The sequence below is a fragment of the Candidatus Poriferisodalis sp. genome, assembly GCF_965215815.1.
Taxonomy (GTDB): domain Bacteria; phylum Actinomycetota; class Acidimicrobiia; order Acidimicrobiales; family Poriferisodalaceae; genus Poriferisodalis.
The window spans coordinates 1-20,851 of record NZ_CBDCEO010000001.1 but is presented as its reverse complement, the minus strand read 5'-3'; the positions used below and the strand labels follow the sequence as shown (position 1 = coordinate 20,851).

The 20,851-nt window shown below is 63.9% G+C and carries 22 protein-coding genes; 2 read left to right on the top strand and 20 right to left on the bottom strand.

The genetic code is table 11. The features are described 5' to 3' along the window. Positions 1–170: 170 nt before the first annotated feature. On the bottom strand, positions 171–917 hold the full coding sequence (locus ACOOHB_RS00110; protein WP_420442798.1) for an indole-3-glycerol phosphate synthase TrpC: 747 nt from the start codon (positions 915–917) through the stop codon (positions 171–173). Between the two features lie 396 nt (positions 918–1,313). On the opposite strand from ACOOHB_RS00110, the gene ACOOHB_RS00105 reads away from it, so the two are divergent. Continuing rightward, on the top strand, positions 1,314–2,357 hold the full coding sequence (locus tag ACOOHB_RS00105) for a helix-turn-helix domain-containing protein (protein WP_420442797.1): 1,044 nt from the start codon (positions 1,314–1,316) through the stop codon (positions 2,355–2,357). Positions 2,358–2,420: 63 nt separating this feature from the next. On the opposite strand, the gene ACOOHB_RS00100 is transcribed toward ACOOHB_RS00105, so the two are convergent. Then, positions 2,421–2,630 carry a hypothetical protein gene (locus ACOOHB_RS00100; protein WP_420442796.1) on the bottom strand — a complete coding sequence of 70 codons (210 nt, stop codon included), beginning with the start codon at positions 2,628–2,630 and terminating at the stop codon, positions 2,421–2,423. A 173-nt stretch (positions 2,631–2,803) separates the two neighbouring features. Here ACOOHB_RS00100 and ACOOHB_RS00095 point away from each other — a divergent pair, with 173 nt between their 5' ends. Further along, positions 2,804–3,256, top strand: coding sequence for a helix-turn-helix domain-containing protein (locus tag ACOOHB_RS00095; protein WP_420442795.1), 453 nt, complete (start codon positions 2,804–2,806; stop codon positions 3,254–3,256). A gap of 171 nt (positions 3,257–3,427) precedes the next feature. Here ACOOHB_RS00095 and ACOOHB_RS00090 read toward each other — a convergent pair whose 3' ends face one another. The 18 genes from ACOOHB_RS00090 to ACOOHB_RS00005 form a co-directional block, all read right to left on the bottom strand. Beyond that, positions 3,428–4,480: a hypothetical protein gene (locus ACOOHB_RS00090; RefSeq protein WP_420442794.1), complete on the bottom strand. Its 1,053-nt coding sequence runs from the start codon at positions 4,478–4,480 to the stop codon at positions 3,428–3,430. A gap of 56 nt (positions 4,481–4,536) precedes the next feature. Further along, positions 4,537–4,890 carry a Swt1 family HEPN domain-containing protein gene (locus ACOOHB_RS00085; RefSeq protein WP_420442833.1) on the bottom strand — a complete coding sequence of 118 codons (354 nt, stop codon included), beginning with the start codon at positions 4,888–4,890 and terminating at the stop codon, positions 4,537–4,539. Next, positions 4,827–5,495 (bottom strand): hypothetical protein, encoded by a 669-nt coding sequence (locus ACOOHB_RS00080; protein WP_420442834.1) that lies wholly within the window; start codon positions 5,493–5,495, stop codon positions 4,827–4,829. The genes ACOOHB_RS00085 and ACOOHB_RS00080 overlap by 64 nt, the downstream gene beginning before the upstream one ends. 232 nt (positions 5,496–5,727) lie before the next feature. Beyond that, complete coding sequence (locus ACOOHB_RS00075) at positions 5,728–6,282, bottom strand: RloB family protein (RefSeq protein ID WP_420442793.1); 555 nt, start codon at positions 6,280–6,282, stop codon at positions 5,728–5,730. A 74-nt stretch (positions 6,283–6,356) separates the two neighbouring features. Further along, positions 6,357–7,697: an AAA family ATPase gene (locus ACOOHB_RS00070; protein ID WP_420442792.1), complete on the bottom strand. Its 1,341-nt coding sequence runs from the start codon at positions 7,695–7,697 to the stop codon at positions 6,357–6,359. Positions 7,698–7,938: 241 nt separating this feature from the next. Beyond that, complete coding sequence (locus ACOOHB_RS00065; protein ID WP_420442791.1) at positions 7,939–8,151, bottom strand: hypothetical protein; 213 nt, start codon at positions 8,149–8,151, stop codon at positions 7,939–7,941. 40 nt (positions 8,152–8,191) lie between these two features. Continuing rightward, a complete protein-coding gene (locus ACOOHB_RS00060) occupies positions 8,192–10,456 on the bottom strand; it encodes a cell wall-binding repeat-containing protein (RefSeq protein ID WP_420442790.1) in 2,265 nt (754 codons plus the stop codon). Between the two features lie 453 nt (positions 10,457–10,909). Further along, positions 10,910–11,593, bottom strand: coding sequence for a hypothetical protein (locus ACOOHB_RS00055; RefSeq protein ID WP_420442789.1), 684 nt, complete (start codon positions 11,591–11,593; stop codon positions 10,910–10,912). A 10-nt stretch (positions 11,594–11,603) separates the two neighbouring features. Continuing rightward, on the bottom strand, positions 11,604–12,266 hold the full coding sequence (locus ACOOHB_RS00050; RefSeq protein WP_420442788.1) for a hypothetical protein: 663 nt from the start codon (positions 12,264–12,266) through the stop codon (positions 11,604–11,606). Next, on the bottom strand, positions 12,263–13,057 hold the full coding sequence (locus ACOOHB_RS00045) for a TIGR04255 family protein (RefSeq protein ID WP_420442787.1): 795 nt from the start codon (positions 13,055–13,057) through the stop codon (positions 12,263–12,265). The genes ACOOHB_RS00050 and ACOOHB_RS00045 overlap by 4 nt, the downstream gene beginning before the upstream one ends. Positions 13,058–13,245: 188 nt before the next feature. Next, complete coding sequence (locus ACOOHB_RS00040) at positions 13,246–15,009, bottom strand: cell wall-binding repeat-containing protein (protein WP_420442786.1); 1,764 nt, start codon at positions 15,007–15,009, stop codon at positions 13,246–13,248. A gap of 274 nt (positions 15,010–15,283) precedes the next feature. After that, positions 15,284–16,963, bottom strand: coding sequence for a CAP domain-containing protein (locus ACOOHB_RS00035; protein ID WP_420442785.1), 1,680 nt, complete (start codon positions 16,961–16,963; stop codon positions 15,284–15,286). Between the two features lie 49 nt (positions 16,964–17,012). Next, on the bottom strand, positions 17,013–17,564 hold the full coding sequence (locus ACOOHB_RS00030) for a hypothetical protein (protein ID WP_420442784.1): 552 nt from the start codon (positions 17,562–17,564) through the stop codon (positions 17,013–17,015). Continuing rightward, complete coding sequence (locus tag ACOOHB_RS00025; protein WP_420442783.1) at positions 17,545–17,895, bottom strand: hypothetical protein; 351 nt, start codon at positions 17,893–17,895, stop codon at positions 17,545–17,547. The genes ACOOHB_RS00030 and ACOOHB_RS00025 overlap by 20 nt, the downstream gene beginning before the upstream one ends. Further along, a complete protein-coding gene (locus tag ACOOHB_RS00020; RefSeq protein WP_420442782.1) occupies positions 17,892–19,658 on the bottom strand; it encodes a cell wall-binding repeat-containing protein in 1,767 nt (588 codons plus the stop codon). Before ACOOHB_RS00020 ends, ACOOHB_RS00025 begins: the two co-directional genes overlap by 4 nt. A gap of 145 nt (positions 19,659–19,803) precedes the next feature. Beyond that, a complete protein-coding gene (locus ACOOHB_RS00015) occupies positions 19,804–20,313 on the bottom strand; it encodes a hypothetical protein (RefSeq protein WP_420442781.1) in 510 nt (169 codons plus the stop codon). Next, entirely contained in the window at positions 20,291–20,707 is a 417-nt protein-coding gene (locus ACOOHB_RS00010) for a hypothetical protein (RefSeq protein WP_420442780.1), read from the bottom strand. Before ACOOHB_RS00010 ends, ACOOHB_RS00015 begins: the two co-directional genes overlap by 23 nt. After that, positions 20,658–20,851: hypothetical protein (locus ACOOHB_RS00005; protein ID WP_420442779.1), on the bottom strand; the 194-nt coding region annotated here is incomplete at its 5' end. The genes ACOOHB_RS00010 and ACOOHB_RS00005, both read right to left, overlap by 50 nt.

Below are 20,851 nucleotides of genomic sequence, written 5' to 3'. Positions count from 1 at the left end.
CGACAGCGCAAACGTTTGCGGTCACAGCACTGGGAGACTGCTGATTTATTCGGAATCTGCCACTACCGCAAGCCTCTGACCAGTGGTTTTGCAATTGCGAAGGCGGCCATTCGGGCATTGCTCAACACACTCCTAGGCGCGTAGGGACGCGAGAAGCCCCGCTTCCTGGGTCAACTACGCAGGAGGTTCCGTATTGCCCCGGCCGAGTCGGAAGCTGTGACCAACGCTTCCCCGACCAATGCTGCGTCGTAGCCCGCCGCTGCTATGTCGGCAAGCGGGGTGCCGTCGGGAACACCGATGCCGGATGCGGCGACCTTGATGATTCCAGGTGGGAGCTGATCGAACATGCCCGCTATGCGCAAAGCCTTGTTGTAGTCGACGGTCGGGTGGGAATTCTTCGGGTCGTCGCGTTGGTTGACCGCGATCATGTAGGCGCCTTGCTCGACCGCGAGATCCAGCTCGGCTTCGGTGCGTACCTCGGTCAGCACATCAATGCCAACCGTGAGCGCTAGCTCTTGCAGCGACCGGAGCTTCGTTGGCTCCATGTCTTCCACGATGACCAGCATCGCGTCGGCACCCATCTGATGCGTCTCGTGCACGTGCTCGTGGGTGGTCAGGAAGTCCTTGCGCAGCACCGGGAGGTCGGACGCGTCGCATGCGTCGCGCAGGTCTTGGGATGACCCACCGAACAGTTGCGAGTCCGTGAGCACCGACAGGCAGGATGCACCGCCTCTCTGGTACTCAACCGCCAGCGCTCGAGCGTCGGCATCCTCGCGCAGCGCTCCACGCGAAGGTGACCGTCGCTTGATCTCAGCGATGAGCGACAGCCCCTCTGAGGACAAAGCGTGCCGAAAGCGGCACTCGACGCCTGCAGGGTTGTGGACCCGCGCCTCGCGGGTCAGCGTTCGGGCGCTCACGCGGATGGGTGGGAAGACAAGTAGAGGCAGGCGTCCGCGAAGATCGAGGCTGCCATGGCGTGTCCTCCCGGATGCTGTGTGTTATTGCATAGTCGGGATCTCGGGGCAGTCTCACGCTGTCGCATCGTGGCTCCCAAAAGTTGATGGCGGGGCACCAAGAGAACCGCCGCTCCGAATAGCAGCACACACGATGCCCGGCAGTGAAACGAAATACGGGGAGCGGCAACTGCCGCCGCCAGCGGAGCCGCTATGGGTGGCGGAAACCGCTGAGTTGCTGATTCGGGACTGGGTTGCCTCGCAGGTCGTCGGCGGCTCCGGCGACGATGCGGGCCCGCGGGCGCAGCGACGGCGGCTCCGGTGGCATTTCTCTAATTTACACTTGATAGCTTATTCACGATGGTTGTGAATAATGCTGTTGATGTGAAGATAGGTCACCAATTTGAGGCTGAAGCTCTTCGCATCTTGCGCGCTATCCCCGAGCTCACCGTCACTGTGGAACAAGGGCGCGACCTCGCCGCCGACGCTGTCGTCCAGCACGCCGGAACGGCAACATCGGCGGCGATCGAATTCAAGACTCGCGTCAATGGCGCTTCGGCTCAACAGCTGGCCCGGCGAGCGCAGCAGCTTGCGATGCCGATGGTCGTCATCGGACGTGAGATGACCCGCGCAGCGCGAGCGATCTTGGCTGAGGCTGGTGTCGGGTCGGTCGACGGACTCGGAAATGTTCACTTGACGCTGCCCGGACTCATCATGAGGACCACCGGTGAGCCGCGTGCCCGGCCTGCTCAGCCCCGCAGCCGCCTGTCCGGAAAGTCCAGTCTGGTGGCGCAAGCGATGCTCCTCGACACCGACCGGCATTGGCACGTAGCGGAATTGGCGACGCGAGCCGGCGTAGCGGCCGCGCTAGCGCACCGCGTGCTGAGCCGACTCGAGAACGAAGGGGTCGTGACGCCCCACGGCGCGGGGCCGGCCAAGACCCGACAACTCACCGATCCCGCCGCACTGCTGGACTTGTGGGCTGAGGAGCACCAGGACCGCCCGTTCCGGCGACCTGCGTTCCTGCTGTCGACGAGCAACGACCGGCTGGTCGACGAGATCTGCGACGGCCTCGAACGGACTGGCACCGAGTACGCGCTCACCGGCACCGCAGCAGTTGCACGCATAGCGCCGCTGCTCACAAACGTTCCTGTCGTCGAAGTCTGGCTAAATGCAACCGCAGACCCCGACGCCGTATGTGAGTCGCTCCAAGCGCAGCCAGTCGAGTCAGGACCGAACTTGGTGATCCTCCAGGAACGAAACGATGCGCCCTTGGCGTTTCGGACCCGTCAGCGAGACAAGTGGATCGCCAACGTGTTCCGGCTCTACGTCGATGTGCGGCGAGACCCCCAACGCGGACGCGAGCAAGCTGATCACCTTCGCCGTGAGGTGATCGGTTTCTGACGGCGCCTGCGCAACGAAGCTGTCGCAGTGGTGCAGCAGTTCATCAAGGCCATCCGAAGCTGATCAGCCGGATCGGCCGCTGGTGACACGTCGTGCCGCCGCCAGCGTGCCCGAGCCAACGCCAGACGACAGATCGCACGCAGCCGAGCCAGCCACGATGTACTCGTTGCCATCAGGCGCTGCCACGAACTGCACACCGCTCGACGACGAACCGAACCCGTCCATAGCGAAATCGGCCACGCCGTTGCCGTCGGTGTCGATCTCAATGCGCATAGCGCCGCTCGCGGGAACTACAGGCTCGTACGTATACGGACTTGATTCTTCTACAGCCTCTACAGCGCATAACATACTTATTACATATATTTCGACTACTGGCTATAGTTCATCTGTCGCAGAGGGCGACGTGTTATCAAGTGGCCCAGGCCAACCTGACGAGGAGGGGTGAGATGTCGAGCGCAACGATCGTGCGCGAGTACGAGATCCCGAGCCCGGACGTAGCGGTCGGAGCCGAGACCGCGCTCGCAGAACTTGTCGGGCTGCGGTCGTCGTTCGACACGTCGGCACCGGGTGAGCTCGTTGCACTCCATCTCGAATTGCCGACGTTCGCGGCCCGGCTGCTAGTTGACGCACTGACGGCCCTGGCCGAAGGACACGCGGTCACCGTGGTCCCCGTGCCGGCCGAGCTCACCACTCAAGGCGCAGCGGACATCTTGAACGTGTCGCGGCCATACCTGATCAAACTGCTCGACGAGCGGAAGCTGCCGTATCGGCGCGTCGGCAACAGGCGCAAAGTGCTCCTCGAACACTTACTGCGCTACAAGCAACGTGACGACGAGTTCCGCCAAGGAATACTCGACGATCTCTCCCGAGAGGCTCAGGCAATCGGCCTCGAGTACTAGCTGGACAGACTCGAACGGAACGGGCTCACCCGAACTGTGGCGGAGCTTCGTCGCTACCTGCAGCCATAGCCGTGATGACGGCCTCAGAACAAGTGAGACCGCCAGCGTGATCGAGCGGCGTTGATGTCGCGGTGCGACTCGTAAGTCCGACCGCCGCCGACGTCACCAGCGCTAGGGAGTGGGGTCGTTGAACCACTTGAGGCTGTCGTCGAGGCGCAGCGCTCGCAGGATGGTCAACTCGCTGTCGCCGTCGTCGTGGCCGTTCGTCGCCACGCCGGCCGGTACGACGCGGGTCTCGCGGAGCTGTGGCAGGTTCGACAGCGACGACGACTGGTAGGTGAAGTACACGACCCGGTCCGTCACGAACGCTCCCGCGTTGAACCGCCACACCTCATACAGATCGTTCTCGCCCGCGACCGGGTTCGCGGCCTCACGACCAGCGAGGGCTCCAGCAAGCTGGATTGCCCCGTCGCCAGAGGCCGCATCAGGCACTGTCAGCGCGACATCGTTGAAGTCCGCCCTCACCACCACAACGCTTGTGCCGCCGCTGAATTGAATGCCCGCAGCGTCGGTCGGACCCAGCGGATCGCTCTTGTCCTGCGCAGCGCGACTTATGAAGTTCACGAAGAAGCTGGCGTCGAAGGTGTCGTTGGAGGCCAGCGCTGACGCAAGGTCAAACAAGGTCGGCGCGCCCTTGGTGACCGTGTACGAGATGACCCCATGAACGGTGTCGACCGCCACCTCGATCGCAGCAGGCTTCGAGAGATCGCGGCTCGGAACCTCGTAGCTGTAGATGACCCAGTGGTTGCCGGCCGTGCCGCTCGCCACGCCTGACAAATTGGCCGTGATCTCCATTTGCCCCGCGGCCTGGTCGCCGGCGCTCACGATGACCGCTCTCGGCAAACCGCGAACGAAGACTTCACCGATCGACACTTTGGCGATCTCGAGCTTCTTCGCGGGTCGCACGCTGTGCCTGGTCAACCGGTTACCACGGTTCTGCGTATCCCAAAAGGTGTTGCGGGCTACCTCAATGACATCACCGTCGGCGAGGCCAGCACCGTCGGGCACCGTGTAGCGATAGCGCTCGGTTATGTCGGGCCGGCCATTCTCGGGCTGGTCGGGCGCCAGTGCCGCGGCCTCGCCGTTCACGGTGACACCTTCCTCAGCCATCAAAATGTGGGTGACGCCGCTGCGCCTCAGGGGCTTCTCTTCGGTCAAAGGCACGTCGAAGGTCGTAGCGGGCGTGCCACCGGGCCCTGTCAAAGACGCCAAGATTTCGATCAGCGGTGCAGCGCGGTCCGCTTCGAGCTCCGCTTCGGTCGGGGTCGGCGGGTCGACGTTGAACGGGCCTGCAATTCCAGAGTGCGCTGAATGGTGCCCATCCGTTGAGCCTCTTCCGTGGCGCCGATATCGGTCAGCACCAGCCGCATGACTTGAATGTCTTGACGGGCTTGGTTGACGTCGATGCGGTCAAAGTGAGCCCAACGGTTGCGGGCATCTCGTAGGTGCTCGAGCGTCGGCTGCGCCGTCACCGTGAAGACCTCGTCGAAGATCTCTGACTCGTCCGGCTTCAGGAGCACCTGGAGGTACACGTAGGGGTCGTGCAGCGGAACGCGTTCCTCGGACCTGAAGATCCCGTGCTCCTGGCGCAGCTCGTAGTGCCAGTCGTCGCCATAGCGCAGCTCGAAGACCCCCCCCCCCCCATGCGAGGCAGCATCCCGTGGCCGAGCAGTTCCAGCGCCTTGCCGACGAGGACACGGGCACTGTCGATCGGCGATGTCGGCCAAAAGGCGACGATCGTGTCCCGCATCGAGGCAGGAACCCGCCTGCCGTTCTGGCCGATCCAAGCCTCCTCGACGTACTTCGGCACGCTTGCCGCTCGTGACGCCTTCCCCATACGCGGAGAGAAGCACCAGCGCACGTCGTCCCGGCCCCGCCAGCGATCGTCCTCGTAGGGGTAGCCGCCCTCGTCCGCCTCGAAGGTGTTGTGGTCGCTGCCTGGTGCGTCCTGCCACTTCCAGCTGTCGATCTCGGCGACGGCCCGTGTCTCGCCACGGTGAATTGCGACGGCGTACTTGATGTTGAGGCTCTTGACCTCGTCGGGGTCGAGCTCCCACCAGCCGCGCATCGAGGCGACGATGCGGTCCCTGTCATCTCCCGGTCGGTACCCGCTTCGGTTGTCCTCGTCCGCTCGATAGCTGAGACGGAACAGAATCGCCGGCGGCGCATCATCGGGCACATCAGGCGTCCGTCGGTCTCGGTCATCGCAGCCCCTGACTCGGAAACTCAGAGCCGCTGAGAGTAGCCAGCGGCACGGGCGCGTTGTGGGCGCAGACGCGAAGAGCCCCGGGGGTGGGCACCCCGGGACTCTTCTCAGTCTTGCTGTACTGATCGGGCGGGCGAGCCACCAGAAGGGTTTGGTCGATGGTTCGCCCGAATCGGTGCAGGGCGATCATCGCCGGACAGCACTGTCAACCCTCGATTGCCTCCAGTAGGACATACATGTCAGAAGACGGATTATCCATGGGAAATACGTGCCTGGCTCTCTTGTGCCAACGCTTCACGTAGCCCGCCTGCCGCACCGCCTTCGCTCGCCGGTGCATGTAAATCGTTCCGTCGACTTCTTTTCCCTTGCTCTGATCGAGTTGCTGGCGCACGTTTTCGGCATCTTTGGATGTCAGCCAATCCAAGGGTTGCTTGAAGTGCAGTATCAACCAGTACTCAAAGCACGGGTTTGAGACAGCTGTCCGGATTCCGTGCGAGTGTGCCAATTGGAGTGACGCGTTGAGCTTGGGGTGGTTCTTGGGCCATTCGACGTCGAAGACGCACCAGACCTCGTCAATTTCATCATCCTCATCTTCGACACCGGGGCCGTTGACAGCAGCCTTGACGAGTGTCATCGGCACCGACCCTGCCGTCCCGTAGTCAATGCGGATTTCTACCGAGGCACCATCCAGAATCTCTGGCACCTCCTGAAGTGCCTCCAGATAGTCGACTTCGGTTTGTAACCCTTCGCAATAGATCAAGAACGTGCGCTTCTCGGTTCGAGTACCTCTCCGGCGCTGATGTTTCCGGCGAGCTGCCGACGATCGCCCCGACATCAAACCTGCTCGAAGGAGCGCTCTCGGTTCACGCCAAGCGCACGGTAGATCTTGCGTTGGTCAACATTCGGAACGGCACCGAATCTGCCTTGCAAGTAAGCCCTTTCGAGATTTCGCGACTTTCGGACCCGATCGCCTCCGAATTCGGCGAGAGCGAAAAGCTCAGTACTTCCGTCACGTCTCTTGTCGACGAGCCAAACCTCGTCGCGGTTCAAGCTGTTGAGGAGTGAGACGTCGTGTGTCGTGAATATCAGCTGTGCTCCGTGAGGGTTGGTTCGAGGGTCCTGGAACATTCTGACGAGTTGCGCCGACAGCCGTGGATGCAAGCTCGCGTCGATCTCGTCGTAGAGCACTACGCGGCCCTCGTTCAGCGCAGCCAATACGGGACCGATCAGACGAAACCATGTTTGGGTACCTGCGGACTCTTGCTCGAACTCAAGCGTCGCTTGGTCGTGGCCGGAGACTTGCTTTCCAGTCGGCCCCGACTCTGGGTCGGACACAGCGGGGCTCGTTTCCGCCCGGTGCACAAAGCGGATGCGAGACTTAGTCCTCCGAGATTCCTCATCATCATCACCGCGATCGAACTCGACCGAATCAATTCCGGGGTCTGCGATCCGAAGCATCTCCATCGGTCGAGGCCGGTCGCCTTCCCAGGCAAGCCCGGGCAGCCGCGGATACTCGTACTCATCCTGGAAGAGACGCAAAGACGACTCTGTGAACGGGTAGTGCCACGGCACTGGAGCGCGACGGCGCACGCTGGGGTGCGCCCCGAGCAGTCGTATCGATCCGATGGAACGGCCTACGGCGTACGCGTCGGCAGAGCCCAGCCGCGTTGCTGCCGACAGCGCGAGCGTGGTCGGAGTGAGAAGATCCTGAATGCCACCGGTGCCCTCGAATCCGCGCCGGAAACGAATGTCGTCTCCTTCACGCTCGAAGAGTTTTCGCCGTTGGCGCAGCGGAAAGCTGTGAAGGCTCTCATAGACCACGCGCTGGTCGTCCACTTCGAGCCGGAATTCGTAGCGGACTTCATGGGCCATAAGGCTCAGTTCGAACGTGGTCGGCCGTTCTGGTCCGAATCCGAAACAGTGTGGGTCACGAGGAATCCCGTCGTCCCACGCCCTCAAGGATGTGCGAACAGCACTCGAGAGCCAAGCGATGGCCTCGAGCACATTCGACTTACCAGACGCGTTCGGACCGTAGATGCCAGCAACCGCGAGCACTTGCTTGGAAAACCGCTCGAACTGACGCGCTGCGGAACGGTTCTCGTCGATCGCGATCATCGAGAATTCGACAGGTTCGAAGATGGACCGATGGTTGGACACTTCGAGTTCTAGAAGCACAACACACCTTTTGGCTAGATTCTCGCAAAATTGAGGCCAACTACGTACTATACGGCCGAATTGGGCATTAATTGTGCACCGTAGGAACTCAATTTGAGCGTTCTCCACTACCTGGGGTGCTCTTGGCCGAACGGGCCGGGGCATGGCCGAAACTGCGCGGCCAAGTCTGTCCGGTCAACCGGGCCTCAACGGCTCGCGATGTCAGCGCTATCTAGTTGCAGGCGTGACAAACAGCATCGACTCAACTACGCCCCTCGGAGCGGACCATCAGGTCGAGGGTGCGCTGGATCTGAGCCATGCGCCGCGCCTCTTCGGTGGCGCCGAGATCGGCCAGCAGCATCTGCATCTCGCGCACGTCCTGGCTGGCTTGCATGGCGTCGATCGTGTCCCGCATCGAGGCAGGAACCCGCCTGCCGTTCTGGCCGATCCAAGCCTCCTCGACGTACTTCGGCACGCTTGCCGCCCGCGACGACTGGGGCCGACCTGGGGTCCGTTCAGCCGGTGCGGGTGATGGTGACGGTGTGGGTGTCGTCGTTGTCTGCGGTGACGGTGACGGTGTAGCCGCGCACGGTGACTGACTCGTTGGGGGTGAGGACGGGGAAACCGTCGGTTCGGCTGTCGCCGGCGGACCCCGCGACCGTGACCGGAAGCTGACCGTTGTCGATTCGGGAATCCACGGTGTACACCAGGACACCCTCTTCGAGCAGGCCGTGGCGGGGCATCGCGCCGCTCTGGTGGGTGTCAGGCGCGGCGGTGTCGTAGCCGAGCCGCCGGCGACTCTCGACCACGATCATCTCGTGCTCGTTCAACGGCACGATGACCGCGGCGATCCCGGTGCCGGGCTCGGCAACTGGCCCCAGAGCCACCGATGCGCCCAAGCGGACCCCGCATGCGACCTGTGCCGGGTCAAGCCAACCGAGCTGCCAACGCGTCCATGCCAGCATCTCCACGGGCGCAACGAACCAGAGCGAGTGGTCAGCGTCGGAATAGCGGGCCTTGAGACCCATCAGGCCGAACTCCAGGTACACCCAGGCGGTGCCCTCGGGCGGCTCCCCGGCGGCGTGCACGCTCGGGTCGTATGGGTACAGGTCGACGAGCCCGAAGTTGTGGGCAAGTTCGTGCGCGGCGGTCAGGCCCCAGTTCCACGGCACTCCGTCGCTGGTGCCGGGGTGTGTATTGATCCTGAAGCCCGACAGGGCGGTTCCGTCGGCGAATGCCGAACCGAGGGCCAAGCCGCGCCCGAAATGGTCGCTGGGGAACACCGTCAGCACGACGTCAGTGTCGGAGAAGTCGTACTCGTTGTCGGCCAGCCGTACCGACTCTTCTCCCGCCGACGGCCACAGACCCGTAGCGCCGGCAGCGTCATCATCGAGGTAGTTGCTGGACGGGTGTGGGGCGCGCCACCACCGGTGCACGACATCGACGTCTAGGTCAAGCTTTCCGTAGCTCTGAGCCTCCAGGTATTCCTCCATGACCGGCAGGCCTATCTCGATCTCGGCGTGTGTCGTGTGTCCGGCTTGCGCATCGGGAAAGTCCATGAACAGCACGGTGATCTTCACCTCGCCCGACGACGGGTCAACGGTGTCTGGCAGCGGGAAGCCCACTGTTGTCGCAACATTGCTGAGGCTTGGCGGGCGGCAGTCGTCGTGGTCGGCGACCGAGATCCCCGCAGCCAAGTACGCGTCGAGCGCTGACTGGGACACGGCGGCGTCGCCGCCGAAGATCCGCAGACCCACACCGTCGTTCGATTCGCGTGCGGTATCGAGAAAGGCCTCGGTATCGGCAGGGACCTCTGCGGGGTCGACAAGCACCAGCGGCGCGCAAAGCCTTGCGAGCAGCGGTGCGGCGCTGAACGAGTCGAACGGCACCCGCGCACGAGCCACCCCGATCGTGCCGGTGCCAAAACAGGTCTCACCGGCATCAGCGCTGTATCGGTCGTTCACGAGTTCGGCGGCTTTGACCGCGGTGTCATAGCGGGTCGCCCCAGCCAGGCGTGTCACCGACACCCCGAGGTCTGTGATCGCTGACGCCACGGCTGCGCTCAGCGCCGCTGTGCCGCCCATGACCACGACATGCTCGACGCCCGCGGCGCTCAGGTAATCGGCCACATCAGGGTGCAGTTCGTCGGGCGAGGACAGCAGCACCGGATGGGTGCCGCGGGAAGCGAACGGACCTGCCACCAGCGCATCAGCGAACACTTCGCCGCTGGCGACGATCGCTGTGCGGCCAAGACCGGGCATCACACCAGGCGTGACCTCGTTGGCCGCGGCGACGCTCGTGCTGTAGCGATCCGATCCGGCGATCCGCTCAGCGCCAATGCCCGCATCAGCCAGCGCGTCGATCACTGCGGCGCTCACCCCGCGCCCGGGCCCATGGGCACCGCCGCTGGCGTCAGGACCGATCACCACCGCATCGCTCACCCCGACACGCCGCATGAACGCCAAGGCGTCCGCGCGCAGACCGCCCGGCGGGGTCATCAGCACCGGAGCGCCCAATGCACCTGCCACCGGCGCAGCCACGACCGCGTCCGTCCATCGCTCGCCCGACACGAGCACCACCGACGACAGCGAACCGCCAGCCTCGACCGCAACTGCCTCGGCGATCAGCAACGACGTCGCGTAGCGGTCCGCTCCGCCATAACGGGCGACCGTCACATCCGACGGGTCGCCCTCAGCCGCATCCGCTGCGGTGGCAGGCAGCATGACCACACCGCCCAGCGCGACCAGCACAGCCAGCACGACAATCCCCGGCCGCCTCACTCGTGGCACGCTAGCGACGCTCAGTGAAACGGTCTGGCTCGCTCCCCCAAGCCAGGTGCGAGGCAGCGCGAGGCCGGCTCTGAAAGCACTGCGATTGCCGCTGAGGTCGTGTGTGGCTCCGGCCCGTGCCAAGGCTGTCGAGCGGGTCATTGGCAGCCCGTCGATACCAGAGGACTGCAGGTGGGCCACCAGCGTGCCTGGGCGGAGTGCTGTCCTGCACCACCGCCTTAGCGGTTCGTTGGTTGCCGTTGCCGGCTAGGTCCTCCACGTCGCCGGTGCCGACAATCACCTGGTCACGCGCCGACAGCCCAGTGGTGTTGGCCGTGTCGAATTCAGCGGGCACAGACACCAACGTCAACATCGGGTCAATACTGTCCTCAACCTCGTTCCATTCGGCGACAGCACCAACCACACCGGCCAGCAGTCCGCGGTCTTGCAGCAGCCGGTGACAGATCACCCACCGTCGCGAGCCGTGGCGTCCTCACCCGCGAGACGTTCACGCCGAGGAGCACGACGACGCCGCTTGATCTCCTGGCGAACCACGGACTGGGCGTTGAACCGGGTCTGAGGCTCCAACATCAACTTCCTCAGCCGACGGTCGTCCGCATCAAGGAAGGCATGAAAGTCTGGCTCGCTGTCCTCGCCCAAGGCTTCGACCCATTCCTCGTGCAGATTCACTTCCATCAGAACGGGTGCTGAATGTTCCGCGAGGGTCGTCAGTTCGATCGACACCCGCGTCAGGTGGTGTGCCATTCTCTGCTGCAGCAGCTGTATTCCGACCTCGGACATCGACGCCACACGGCGACCCGTCTCCAGGTCAGCGGTAGCCACACTGCTCAGCTCTCGAAGACTCGCCGCGACGGCGCGAACTTCGGCCATCGCCAACTCCGGCAGCGGCATCCAGTCGTAGTCGCCACGCCAGAGTGTGTTGGTACGTTCAAGTACGGGCGCAACGATTTGAGTTGGATGCAGCCCTACTCCTCGTCGCATCGAACATGCGTGAGACACCACGCACACTGGGCCCGAGTCGAGCACGACGACGTCGCCCTGCATGAGCATCCGGTATGCCGGCACCTCATCGGGAGGGCAGGCATACCAGATGTCAGACGGATCCTCGGGCTCGTCGAGTTCGCTCAACGGGTCTCCGTCAGCTTCGTCGGGCGATCACTCGCTCGCCATCTGGACGATCAACGACCATCCAATCCGAGCGTGTCTCGGTTCGCCAGCTGGAATTCCAGCGGTCCAGAAGCGCTTCGACACTCAGAGGGTCCTGCGCGTGCTCGAGGATGTCTTCGTCAAGTCCCTCGCGATAGAGGTCCGCGGCGGTGACCGTGTGTTGTTCGACGAGAGGCATCATCAGCCAGCCGACGGGATCGCCGACGGGTCCGACTTCGGAAAGAAGCTCGAGAAAAGCGGCGAGCTTGCTCAAGGACCTCAGGCGTTCAGGTGCAAGCGCACCGCCAGATCGCCACTTGCGAACCGCAGAGATCGAAACTCCGCACAGCCGGGCAATGTCCGTCCAGCCGAGGCCACGATCGACCGCCAACTCTTCAAGAAGAGCCTCGCTCCCTTGTTGGGCCTTCTTGTTCGTTAGGCGGCCCAAAGTGGACAACTGTGGCGTGTGCCGCACGGGCGTCTCACGAAAGCTGTAGGGCCGATGTGATGCCACAAGCGCCCAGCCCGTACATGCCGTGTAGGACTCATTTAGATCGGCGATCGCCGCCGATGTCGACGCCGTGCCGAACTCAGGCATGAAGCCTGCGCCGAGCTGTCGAGACTTCGCTGAGGTCTGATCGGTGATGAGCGTCATGGCTCCTCCCTAAACAATTCCCGCGCATGATCAGTGATCGAGCGCTGAAACAGTTTCCCTATCGGCTCGTGCAGCTCGTCGAGCACCGTAGCGACAGGTTCGGTGTCGAAGTCGATCATTTCGGAGCCGCTGGTGTCGCGATACGAGTCGACGTCAATAACGAAGAACGGTCCCTCGGACGGCTGCGTTCGCCGGCGCAGCGGCTTGTCCGCAACGACTCCCGAACCGACCATCGCCGCATACCGAACCAGCATGTGGTGGTTGCCATTGTGGAGTACGGCCGCGGTAGTGAAACTCGCTGGTGACATGTCAGGCACCATCTTCAAATGGCTGAGGATGTCGGCTGCAATCCAGTCGCTCCACTCGGCCGCATCGGTGATGGGCTCAGGGACGCGGATCTCATCGATGTAGCGGAGGCCGACGCGTTCGACACCTGCCACTCGCACAATGCTGGCAACCACGCCGATTGCCTGCATGATCAAGGACCGAAACTCTGGCCACTCGCTGTACGAGGTGGTCTCGATGGACAGAGACGTCCGGGTGAGCACGACCGAGGAGGTGCGTTCGCGGTTCGAGAATCGCAACAAGCGCTGGGTCTCGTCGCCATCGTCGGTGTCGTCGTCTGCCCACTCCATCGTGGCCGTGGCGGGAATGGGCAATGAATCCGAGAACTGCTCGACCAAGCGGTTCAACGTGTCGTCGTCCGTCAGACGCGGCACCAACGGGAACCGGATCTCACAGGTAACGAACACCAGCGGCGCGTTCGTGTACACCTCGCGCGTGTAACCCATCTGCCGGACACTATAAACCCATACCCAAACTCGCACCAGAACACGTACCCAGGCACGTACCAGCGGTCTGCGGTCGCGTGCAGTGGTGGTCGATGGCCCCAGGGGTGGTAGCCGAGGCTCTCGCGGCGGTCGCCGCGAGGCGTAGGTCACGCGGAATCGCAAGCGCTCCGAGTAGCCACCGAGCTGTCCTACGCCACCGCCTTGACGGTTCGCTGGTTGCCGTTGCCGGCTAGGTCCTCCACGTCGCCGGTGCCAACAATCACCTGATCACGTGCCAACAGCCCAGACGTGTCAGCCGTGTCGAACTCCGCGGGCACCGGCACCACAATGCGCGTCCCGCCAGGCGTCACATCAGCCACCACCACGACGGGCGCGATCCCGCTGCGGCGGAACTCCACCTCCATCGTCGCAGCGTCCCCAGCGCCGGTCACCGGCTCGCTGGCTCGGATCTCGACAGTGCTCGCGCCTCGCCTTGCGGTGATCGTCAGCCTGGGCCGAATGCGGTCAGCACGTACCCGGAACTCCACCCGCTCCACCGTGCGGCGATCAGTCGCCGAACGGATCCTCTGGGCCGCAACCCCAACCGTGTCCCCCACACGCAACGGCGCTGCGCACCCCGTGGGCACCGCTGCGCCGGACGCGGTCGAAGCGTCATCGAACGTCACCGTCACCCCGGAGGTCCACTCGCCGAAACCGTTCGTGTCCACGTCGGCACTGACAAGATCCGGCAACTCACCGTCGATCACGTAAAACCGAGGATTCTCGGCATCGACCGTCAGCACCGGCCCGTCGAACGTCACCGTGAAATGGCACCCGCCCTCAACCGCCGACACACGGGCCGACAGCGACGCAAGCTCAGCAGCGTTAGCCGCAGCCCGCAGCACACTCCCCGAGATGGCCGCAGTCCCGCCGAACGCCGTAATGCGCAGCTCACCAAGGGAGTCGCCGACGAACAAGCCATCAGCGCTCAACACATCCTCGACCGCTTCGGGCAACACATTGCGACCCACCAGCAACAGCGGGGCACACAACTCGCCCAAGTACGGACCGCTCACGATCGCATCCGGCGACCTCCACGCATACGCCAAACCCACCTCAGCGCCGACGAAGCAATCCTGGGGCCAATTGCTCGCCAGCAACGCCTTGGCAATCTCGATCGCCGTCTCAAAACGGGTCACACCCCGCCAACGCGTCACCGCAATATCCAGATCCTCGATCTCAAGCTGCACGTCAAGGCTCACCGCAGCAAGACCACCGAGAATCACGACGTGTTCGGTGTTGCCGTCCTCAAGGAAATCCACCACCTCCTGAGACATCGCCGAACCGCGCGTCAACAGCACCGGGTGCGGGCCCACGTACGCCAACGGCCCCGCAGCGAGCGCATCGGCAAACGTCTCACCCGTAGCCAGCAGCACAGTGCGACTGAACCTGCCCGGGTAACGGATCGACGGGCCGACCGTCTTGGCTACCTCCACCGCGGTGGCGTACACATCTCTGCCAGCGATCCGCTCGACACTGACCCCGGCCAGGTCATCAACCTCGCGCTCGACACCGGCAGACACCACGTCGCCGCCGCCCAGGATGATGACCTCGGCTATGCCGTGGCTCTCGACGAACTTCCGCACAGCGCCCGGCAGCTCTTCGGGCTCGGTCAACAACACCGGAGCCTGGCGTCGGCGTGAAAGCGCCGGCGCGGGCAGCACGTAGCCGAAGTGCTCGTCGGCACCCGAGGTGAGAATGACCGTGTCAACCTCGCCACTGAACGAGCCGTCCTCGATCTCATCCACGAACGCCTCGGCGATCGCCACCGCAGTCTCATACCGGGTGGCACCCCGAAGGCGGTCCGTCTGAACATCAGCAGCCACGGCCTGCGCTGGTCCGCTGCCAATCGACAGCGCCCCCGCGCCAACAGCAAGTGCGACAACAGCTATCGCCAAGCGTCGGCAGCTCATCGGCCCTCCCAGTTCACAGCCGCGCCACCAATGTGCCCGAGGCCACACCTCGGGAGGGGTCGCACGCGGCCGTGCCAGCAACGATAAGTGCCGTGATACGCATGCTCGGCTCACCCGCGAACCCCGCCAGTCCGAGTGCGTACGCCGACGAGTCGACGGCAATCGCGTCGGCCCAACCGGCCGAGCTGTCGTTCACCAAAATGGCTGCTCGCTGCGTAGATCCGCACCAGCTTGGATGCGCGAGATGCCGGTCGAAAGGATCGAACCGCCGGAATCAGGACGGGTAGTTCGCGAAGTTCTGAGTTACCCAGAATCCCCGGCCCTTGACGGCGACGCCGACGCCGATCTGGTTGAAGCTGGCGCTGATCATGTTGGCGTAGTGGCCCGGACTGTCCACGAGGCTGTTGAACGCTGCATGGACATAGTCGAGCAGCGAGCCACCGGATTGCCGCCATGCGATGTTCTCGCCGGCCGCGCGCCAACCGGCCGGGTATAGGTCGCTGTAGCTCGGGTTGTGGAAGAAGATGTCGTCATCGCGCATGGTTTCGGACCAGCTGCGCGCCACTTCGGCGACGTCGTCGTTGTAGGTCAGCGGGTCTAGCCCGAGGCCTCGTCGCAGCTCGTTCACCAAGTCGGCCATCACCTGCTCGGCAATGCGGAGCTCGGCCAGATTGGGTCCAGCGTTGGCACCTGGGTAGTGGGCGAAGTTCTGAGTTACCCACACGGTTCGACCCTCGACCGCAATCCCGACACCCACCTCGTTGAAGTCGGTGCTGGTCATGTTCGCGAGTTGCTTCGGGTTCGCGATCAGGTCGAAGTACACAAGTTGGACTGTGCCGAGCAGCTGGGCGTTGGAACTGCGCATCGCGACGCTCTCGGCTGCTGACTGCCATCCGGCCGGGTACCGCTCGCTGTACGTCGGGTCGACGGTGAAGATGTCGTCGTCGCGCATGGTTTCGGACCACGTGCGAGCGACTTCGGCAAGATCGTCGTTGTAGGTCAGCGGGTCTAGCCCGAGGCCTCGTCGCAGCTCGTTCACCAAGTCGGCCGTCACCTGCTCGGCCTCGACGATCTCCGACGGGTCGGGCTCGGAGCCAGGCTCGGCATCCGAGTCGGAATCCGGCTCAACGTCTTCGTCGGACGTAACGGCGAGTCGGCGGGCCTCGTCGCCGACCAGACGGGCGGTGTGCCAGCGGTCGATCCCGGCGAGACGGGTCATATCCCGCCCAGCCAGCTTCGCGTCGGGTACCGCACCGAAGCCGCCCACCACAAACCCACCGGCAGCCGCCGCGCGAAGCCGTACGCGCTGGGTCGCCGTCATCCGCCCACCACGCGCGCCCGCCAGCACGATGCAATCGGTACCGATCACACCTGCCAACGTCACCGAGCTGTAAATGTCCGACTGAGCCGCAGCATCCGAGGCAACCACGATCGGCACATCACCGGTGCAGTCCGTGTCGGGGTCTTCCGCACCAACCGACGCAGTCACATCGCCGCCAGCACCGCCGGCCAGCACAAGCGCTTCAGCGCCCACCAATCGGGCGGTGTGCCAGCGGTCGATCCCGGCGAGACGGGTCATGTCCCGCCCAGCCAGCTTTGCATCGGGCACCGCACCGAAGCCGCCCACCACAAACCCACCGGCAGCCGCCGCGCGAAGCCGTTCGCGCTGAACAGAAGACATCGGCTCATCACGCGCCCCCGCGAGCACGATGCAATCGGAGCCGATCACACCTGCCAACGTCACTGCGCTGTAGATGTCCGACTGCGCCGCAGCATCCGACGCAACCACGATCGGCACATCCCGAGCACAGTCCGCGCGGGCCTCAGGGGGCAGCACCACCTCGGCATCTGCCGCGCCAACAGGCGCCGCAGGAACCAATAAACCCGCGCCAGCAGTCGCCGCGACCACCACCGTGACCAGCCAACGGCGTACGACGTGCGCAGCGCCTGCCACGGCCAGCTACCGAACGTTCGCTAGCAGTTGCGGAGCGCCGGTGCCGAGATCAAGCCGAGCGGAGGACTATGGCTGGTTGGAGTCGGTTGGTGTTGCCGCTGAAGTCATGAGCAGCGCCGGGGCGTATGTAGGCGTTGGAGCGGGTGCTGGGCAGGTCGTCGATGTCGTTCGACTTCAATCGAGCCACCAACGTGCCAGAGCGAGCACCACGAGTGATGGTGTCGCATGTCGCTGATCCAGCCACGATCGAAGTCTGCTGCGAGTTGTCGCCCACGAACGTGATGTCACGCGTGCGGTCGAAGATGTAACCGTCGAGCGCAAACTCGGTGTTGCCGTCACGATCCACGTCGATCTCTACACCTTGCGGATCTACTGCATCAATCCCCGAGCCGCAGTCCTTGACGGGCTCGCTCCAGTACACCGTGACGTCCACCGTGCTAGATCCCCCGCCGAAGCGCAGCGGGCCACCGCTTCCCAGCGGTGCCAAGTTCACTCGGCCAGCAATGACCTCAGCTTCGAAGAGCGCCGAGAACGCTGAATCATCGTTCAGGTCATCCTCGACGTCAGCAAGGGTGGCTTCCTCAAACGTCGTGATGGACATGGACTGGCGAGCTTGCGACATTTCCACGATCCGCGTACTGTGAAGTACGCCAGGTGGTCGGTCGTCGTCGGAGCACCTCAACCTCGACCGCCCATTCGTTGCCAGCTGCGCCGTCCGCGACGGTTCCATCCTTGGCGGTGATCCGCAACGCTCCAGGCTGCCGGTCGCGGTTGCTGTCCTCACCGTCGAGACTCACATATGCATTCTCGACTGGCACCGGGTTGGTGACCGTGACTCGGCTGGCTCGAGGACCGGTGTTGTCCAATACCACCGACCGGGAAGTCCGGAGGTTCTCGTTGCCAGCCAAGTCCTCCAATTCGCCTGCATTCACGACAACTTGATCTCGTGCCAGCAAGCCCGTTGTCGGGGAGTCTCCGTCAGTATCGAACTCTCGCCGGGTACCTCCACTTCGAAGCGTGTTGCACCAGGCGGCACGTCGGCGGCGATGGAGATCGGCTCCTCCCCGCTGCGACGGAACTCCACCGCAATCGTTGATGCGCCAGCCGCGCCCACTACCGGTTCGTCAGCCTCGATCTGAACGGTGACCGCACCCTGAGGCGCAACGATTGTCAGCCGCGGACGGGAATTGTCCGTACGCACCTGTGTCTCGACTCGCCGCACGGTGCGCCGATCGGCGGCTGAGGTGATCCGGTTGGGCGCAACACCCACGGTGTCCCGGGCACCCAGCGGAAGTCGGCAGCCTGTCGCTACTGCTGCACCCGACTCGACTCTCCCGCCATCCAGCACGACTGTCGCCTGCGTTGTGGTCCGACCGGCGCCGACCTGAACATCGCCCTCACCGATATCGAACAGGTCGCCGTCGATGAGGTAATTCCGTACATCCAATGCGTCTTCGGTAAGCACGGGCTCGCTGAAGGTCACGGTGAAGTGGCAGGCGCCTTCGGTGGCTGTCACGCGTGCGTTCAGGGACGCGAGCTCAGCCGCATTGGCCGCTGCCCGCAAGACCGTCTCAGAGACAGCCGCTGTGCCGCCGAAGGCCGTAATGCGCAGCCTGCCGCGGAAGTCGCCGCTGAAGTAATCGTCCGACCCCAGCATGTCGCTCACTTCGTCGGGCAGTACACGCAGCTCGGTCAGCAGCAGCGGCGCGCACAGCTCGCCCAAGTAGGGACCGCTGACGATGGCGTCGGGATGGCGCCAGGCGTACGCGAGGCCCGCTTCGGCCCCGTCGAAGCACGACTGTGGCGAGTTGTCACCCAGCAAGGCCTCAGCGATTTCAATGGCGGTCTCGATACGGGTGGGGCCGCGCCAGCGGATGACCCCGACGCCGAGGTCTTCGACGTCAAGCTCCACATCGATCCCTACCGCTGCCGTGCCACCCAGGATGATCACTTGGTCGGTGCCGCTGTCCTCGATGTAGTCAAGCGCGTCGTCGGAAATCGAGTCCCGCTGAGTCAGCAGAATCGGATGCCCGCCTCGATACGCCAATGGCCCCGCAGCGAGCGCATCGGCAAAGATCTCACCGGTGGCCAACAGCACGGTGCGGCCCGAACGGCCGAACTCCCCGGGTGTGCCGATCTCGTCAGCAACTTCCACCGACGTGTCGTACTCGTCATCGCCGGCAATGCGATCCACATCGACGCCTGCCAGTCCGTCAACTTCACGTTCGACTTCTTCAGAGACAACATCACTGTTGCCAATGATGATGACGTCGCGGATGTCGGAGTTCTCGATGAAGCGACGAACAGCGTTGGGCAGATCATCGGATTCGGTCAACAGCACGGGCGATGTGTGCTGTCGCGCTAGCCCTGAGGCCAGAAGTACATAGGCGAAGTGGTCGTCTTCGCCCGACGTCAGGATGGCTGTGTCAACCTCGTCGTCGAAGGTGTTTTCCTCGATCAGGTCGACGTATGCCTCGGCAATTGCCACCGCAGTCTCATAGCGGGTGGCGCCCCTGAGCCGGTCAGTCTCAACGTCGGCAGCGGCGGCTTGCACAGGACTGGAACCGAGCGACAGGACGCCCGCGGCTAGGGCCACCGCCAAGAGACCGGTCCAAATCCGGCGGCGGAATGCAGCAGCGCGGGCAGGCGCGCGGGCCGTAGTCGTCGCGGAGTCAGAGGCAGAAGAGACGCTCATGTGAATTCTCCGTCGTCGCTCGGGCATCGCCCAGCGAACTCAACGCCGACAGTAGCAACGTGCCCTCTTCGTTCTGTGTCATGCCAGCGAACGCGAAGAGCCCCGGGGCAGATGCCCCGGGGCTCTTCTTTGGACTTACCGGCCGTCAGGCCGGTGAGGCCGTATGCCGAATGACGTTCCCTAGCCGTCGCTCGGAGTCGGCGAACGGCTTCAGCTTGCTGTCTGGCCGCAGGCTCCGCAAGATGATCGGCTCGCTCATCGAGTCTGCAGCAGCATCGCCATTGTCGGCGTCACCATCGTCGTAGACGTTGGTGGCCACACCAGCGGCGACGGTACGAGTGCCGCCACGCTGAGGCAGGTTGAGCAGCGAGCAGCTGGCTGCGGTGCACGTCGTGTAGGTGAAGTTCGCCTCGTCATCGGGTGCTGCGAACAGCTCGACGACGGTGTAGGAGCCGTCGACAGCCGCACCGCCGGCGATTGACTCTGACAACGAGACCTCGGTTGCATCTTCAGCGCTAGGCACTGTCGCAGCGACGTCGTTGAACTGAACCCGCACAGCGACACGGCTTTGACCGCCGATAAGCACCAAGCCGCCGGCGTCGATCACGCCGACCGCATCGGACTTGTCCTGGTCAGCCGGGTCGATGAACGACACGGTGAAGTTCGCAGCGAACTGATCGTTGCTGACCAGGGCCCGTGCAAGCTCGAACAGCGTCGGCGAGTTCGGCGCCCTGTCCGATCTTGTTGACCGTGTACGCAATGATGCGGTGCCTCATGTCGACTTCAACGGAGATGTTGGCGCTGGCCGGCAGCGGAGCTGTCGAAGCGTCTGGATCTGCGTATCCGTAGATCTTCCAGCCGTTGCCAGAAGCGCCCTTCGCCGCGCCGGTCTGCTTCGCAGTGACACTCATGCGAGCATCATCTTCGCCATCGACGATGTTGACTGTCGCCGCGGTGCCGGGCACCGGTGAAGGCGTCCCGATCGAGACGCTGTCGATCTCAAGCTTCTCCGCGTCGCCGATCGTGAGCCTCGTCAGCCTGTTGCCCACGATTGCCGGTGTCCAGGAACGTGTTCCGGGCCACCTCGATCACATCGCCCTTTGCAAGGTCAGCGACCGTCACGTTGTAGCGGTACAGGCTCGTGGCGGGCGCGTTGGGATCGGGCCGACCGGTGACTTCCTCTGGGTCACCGA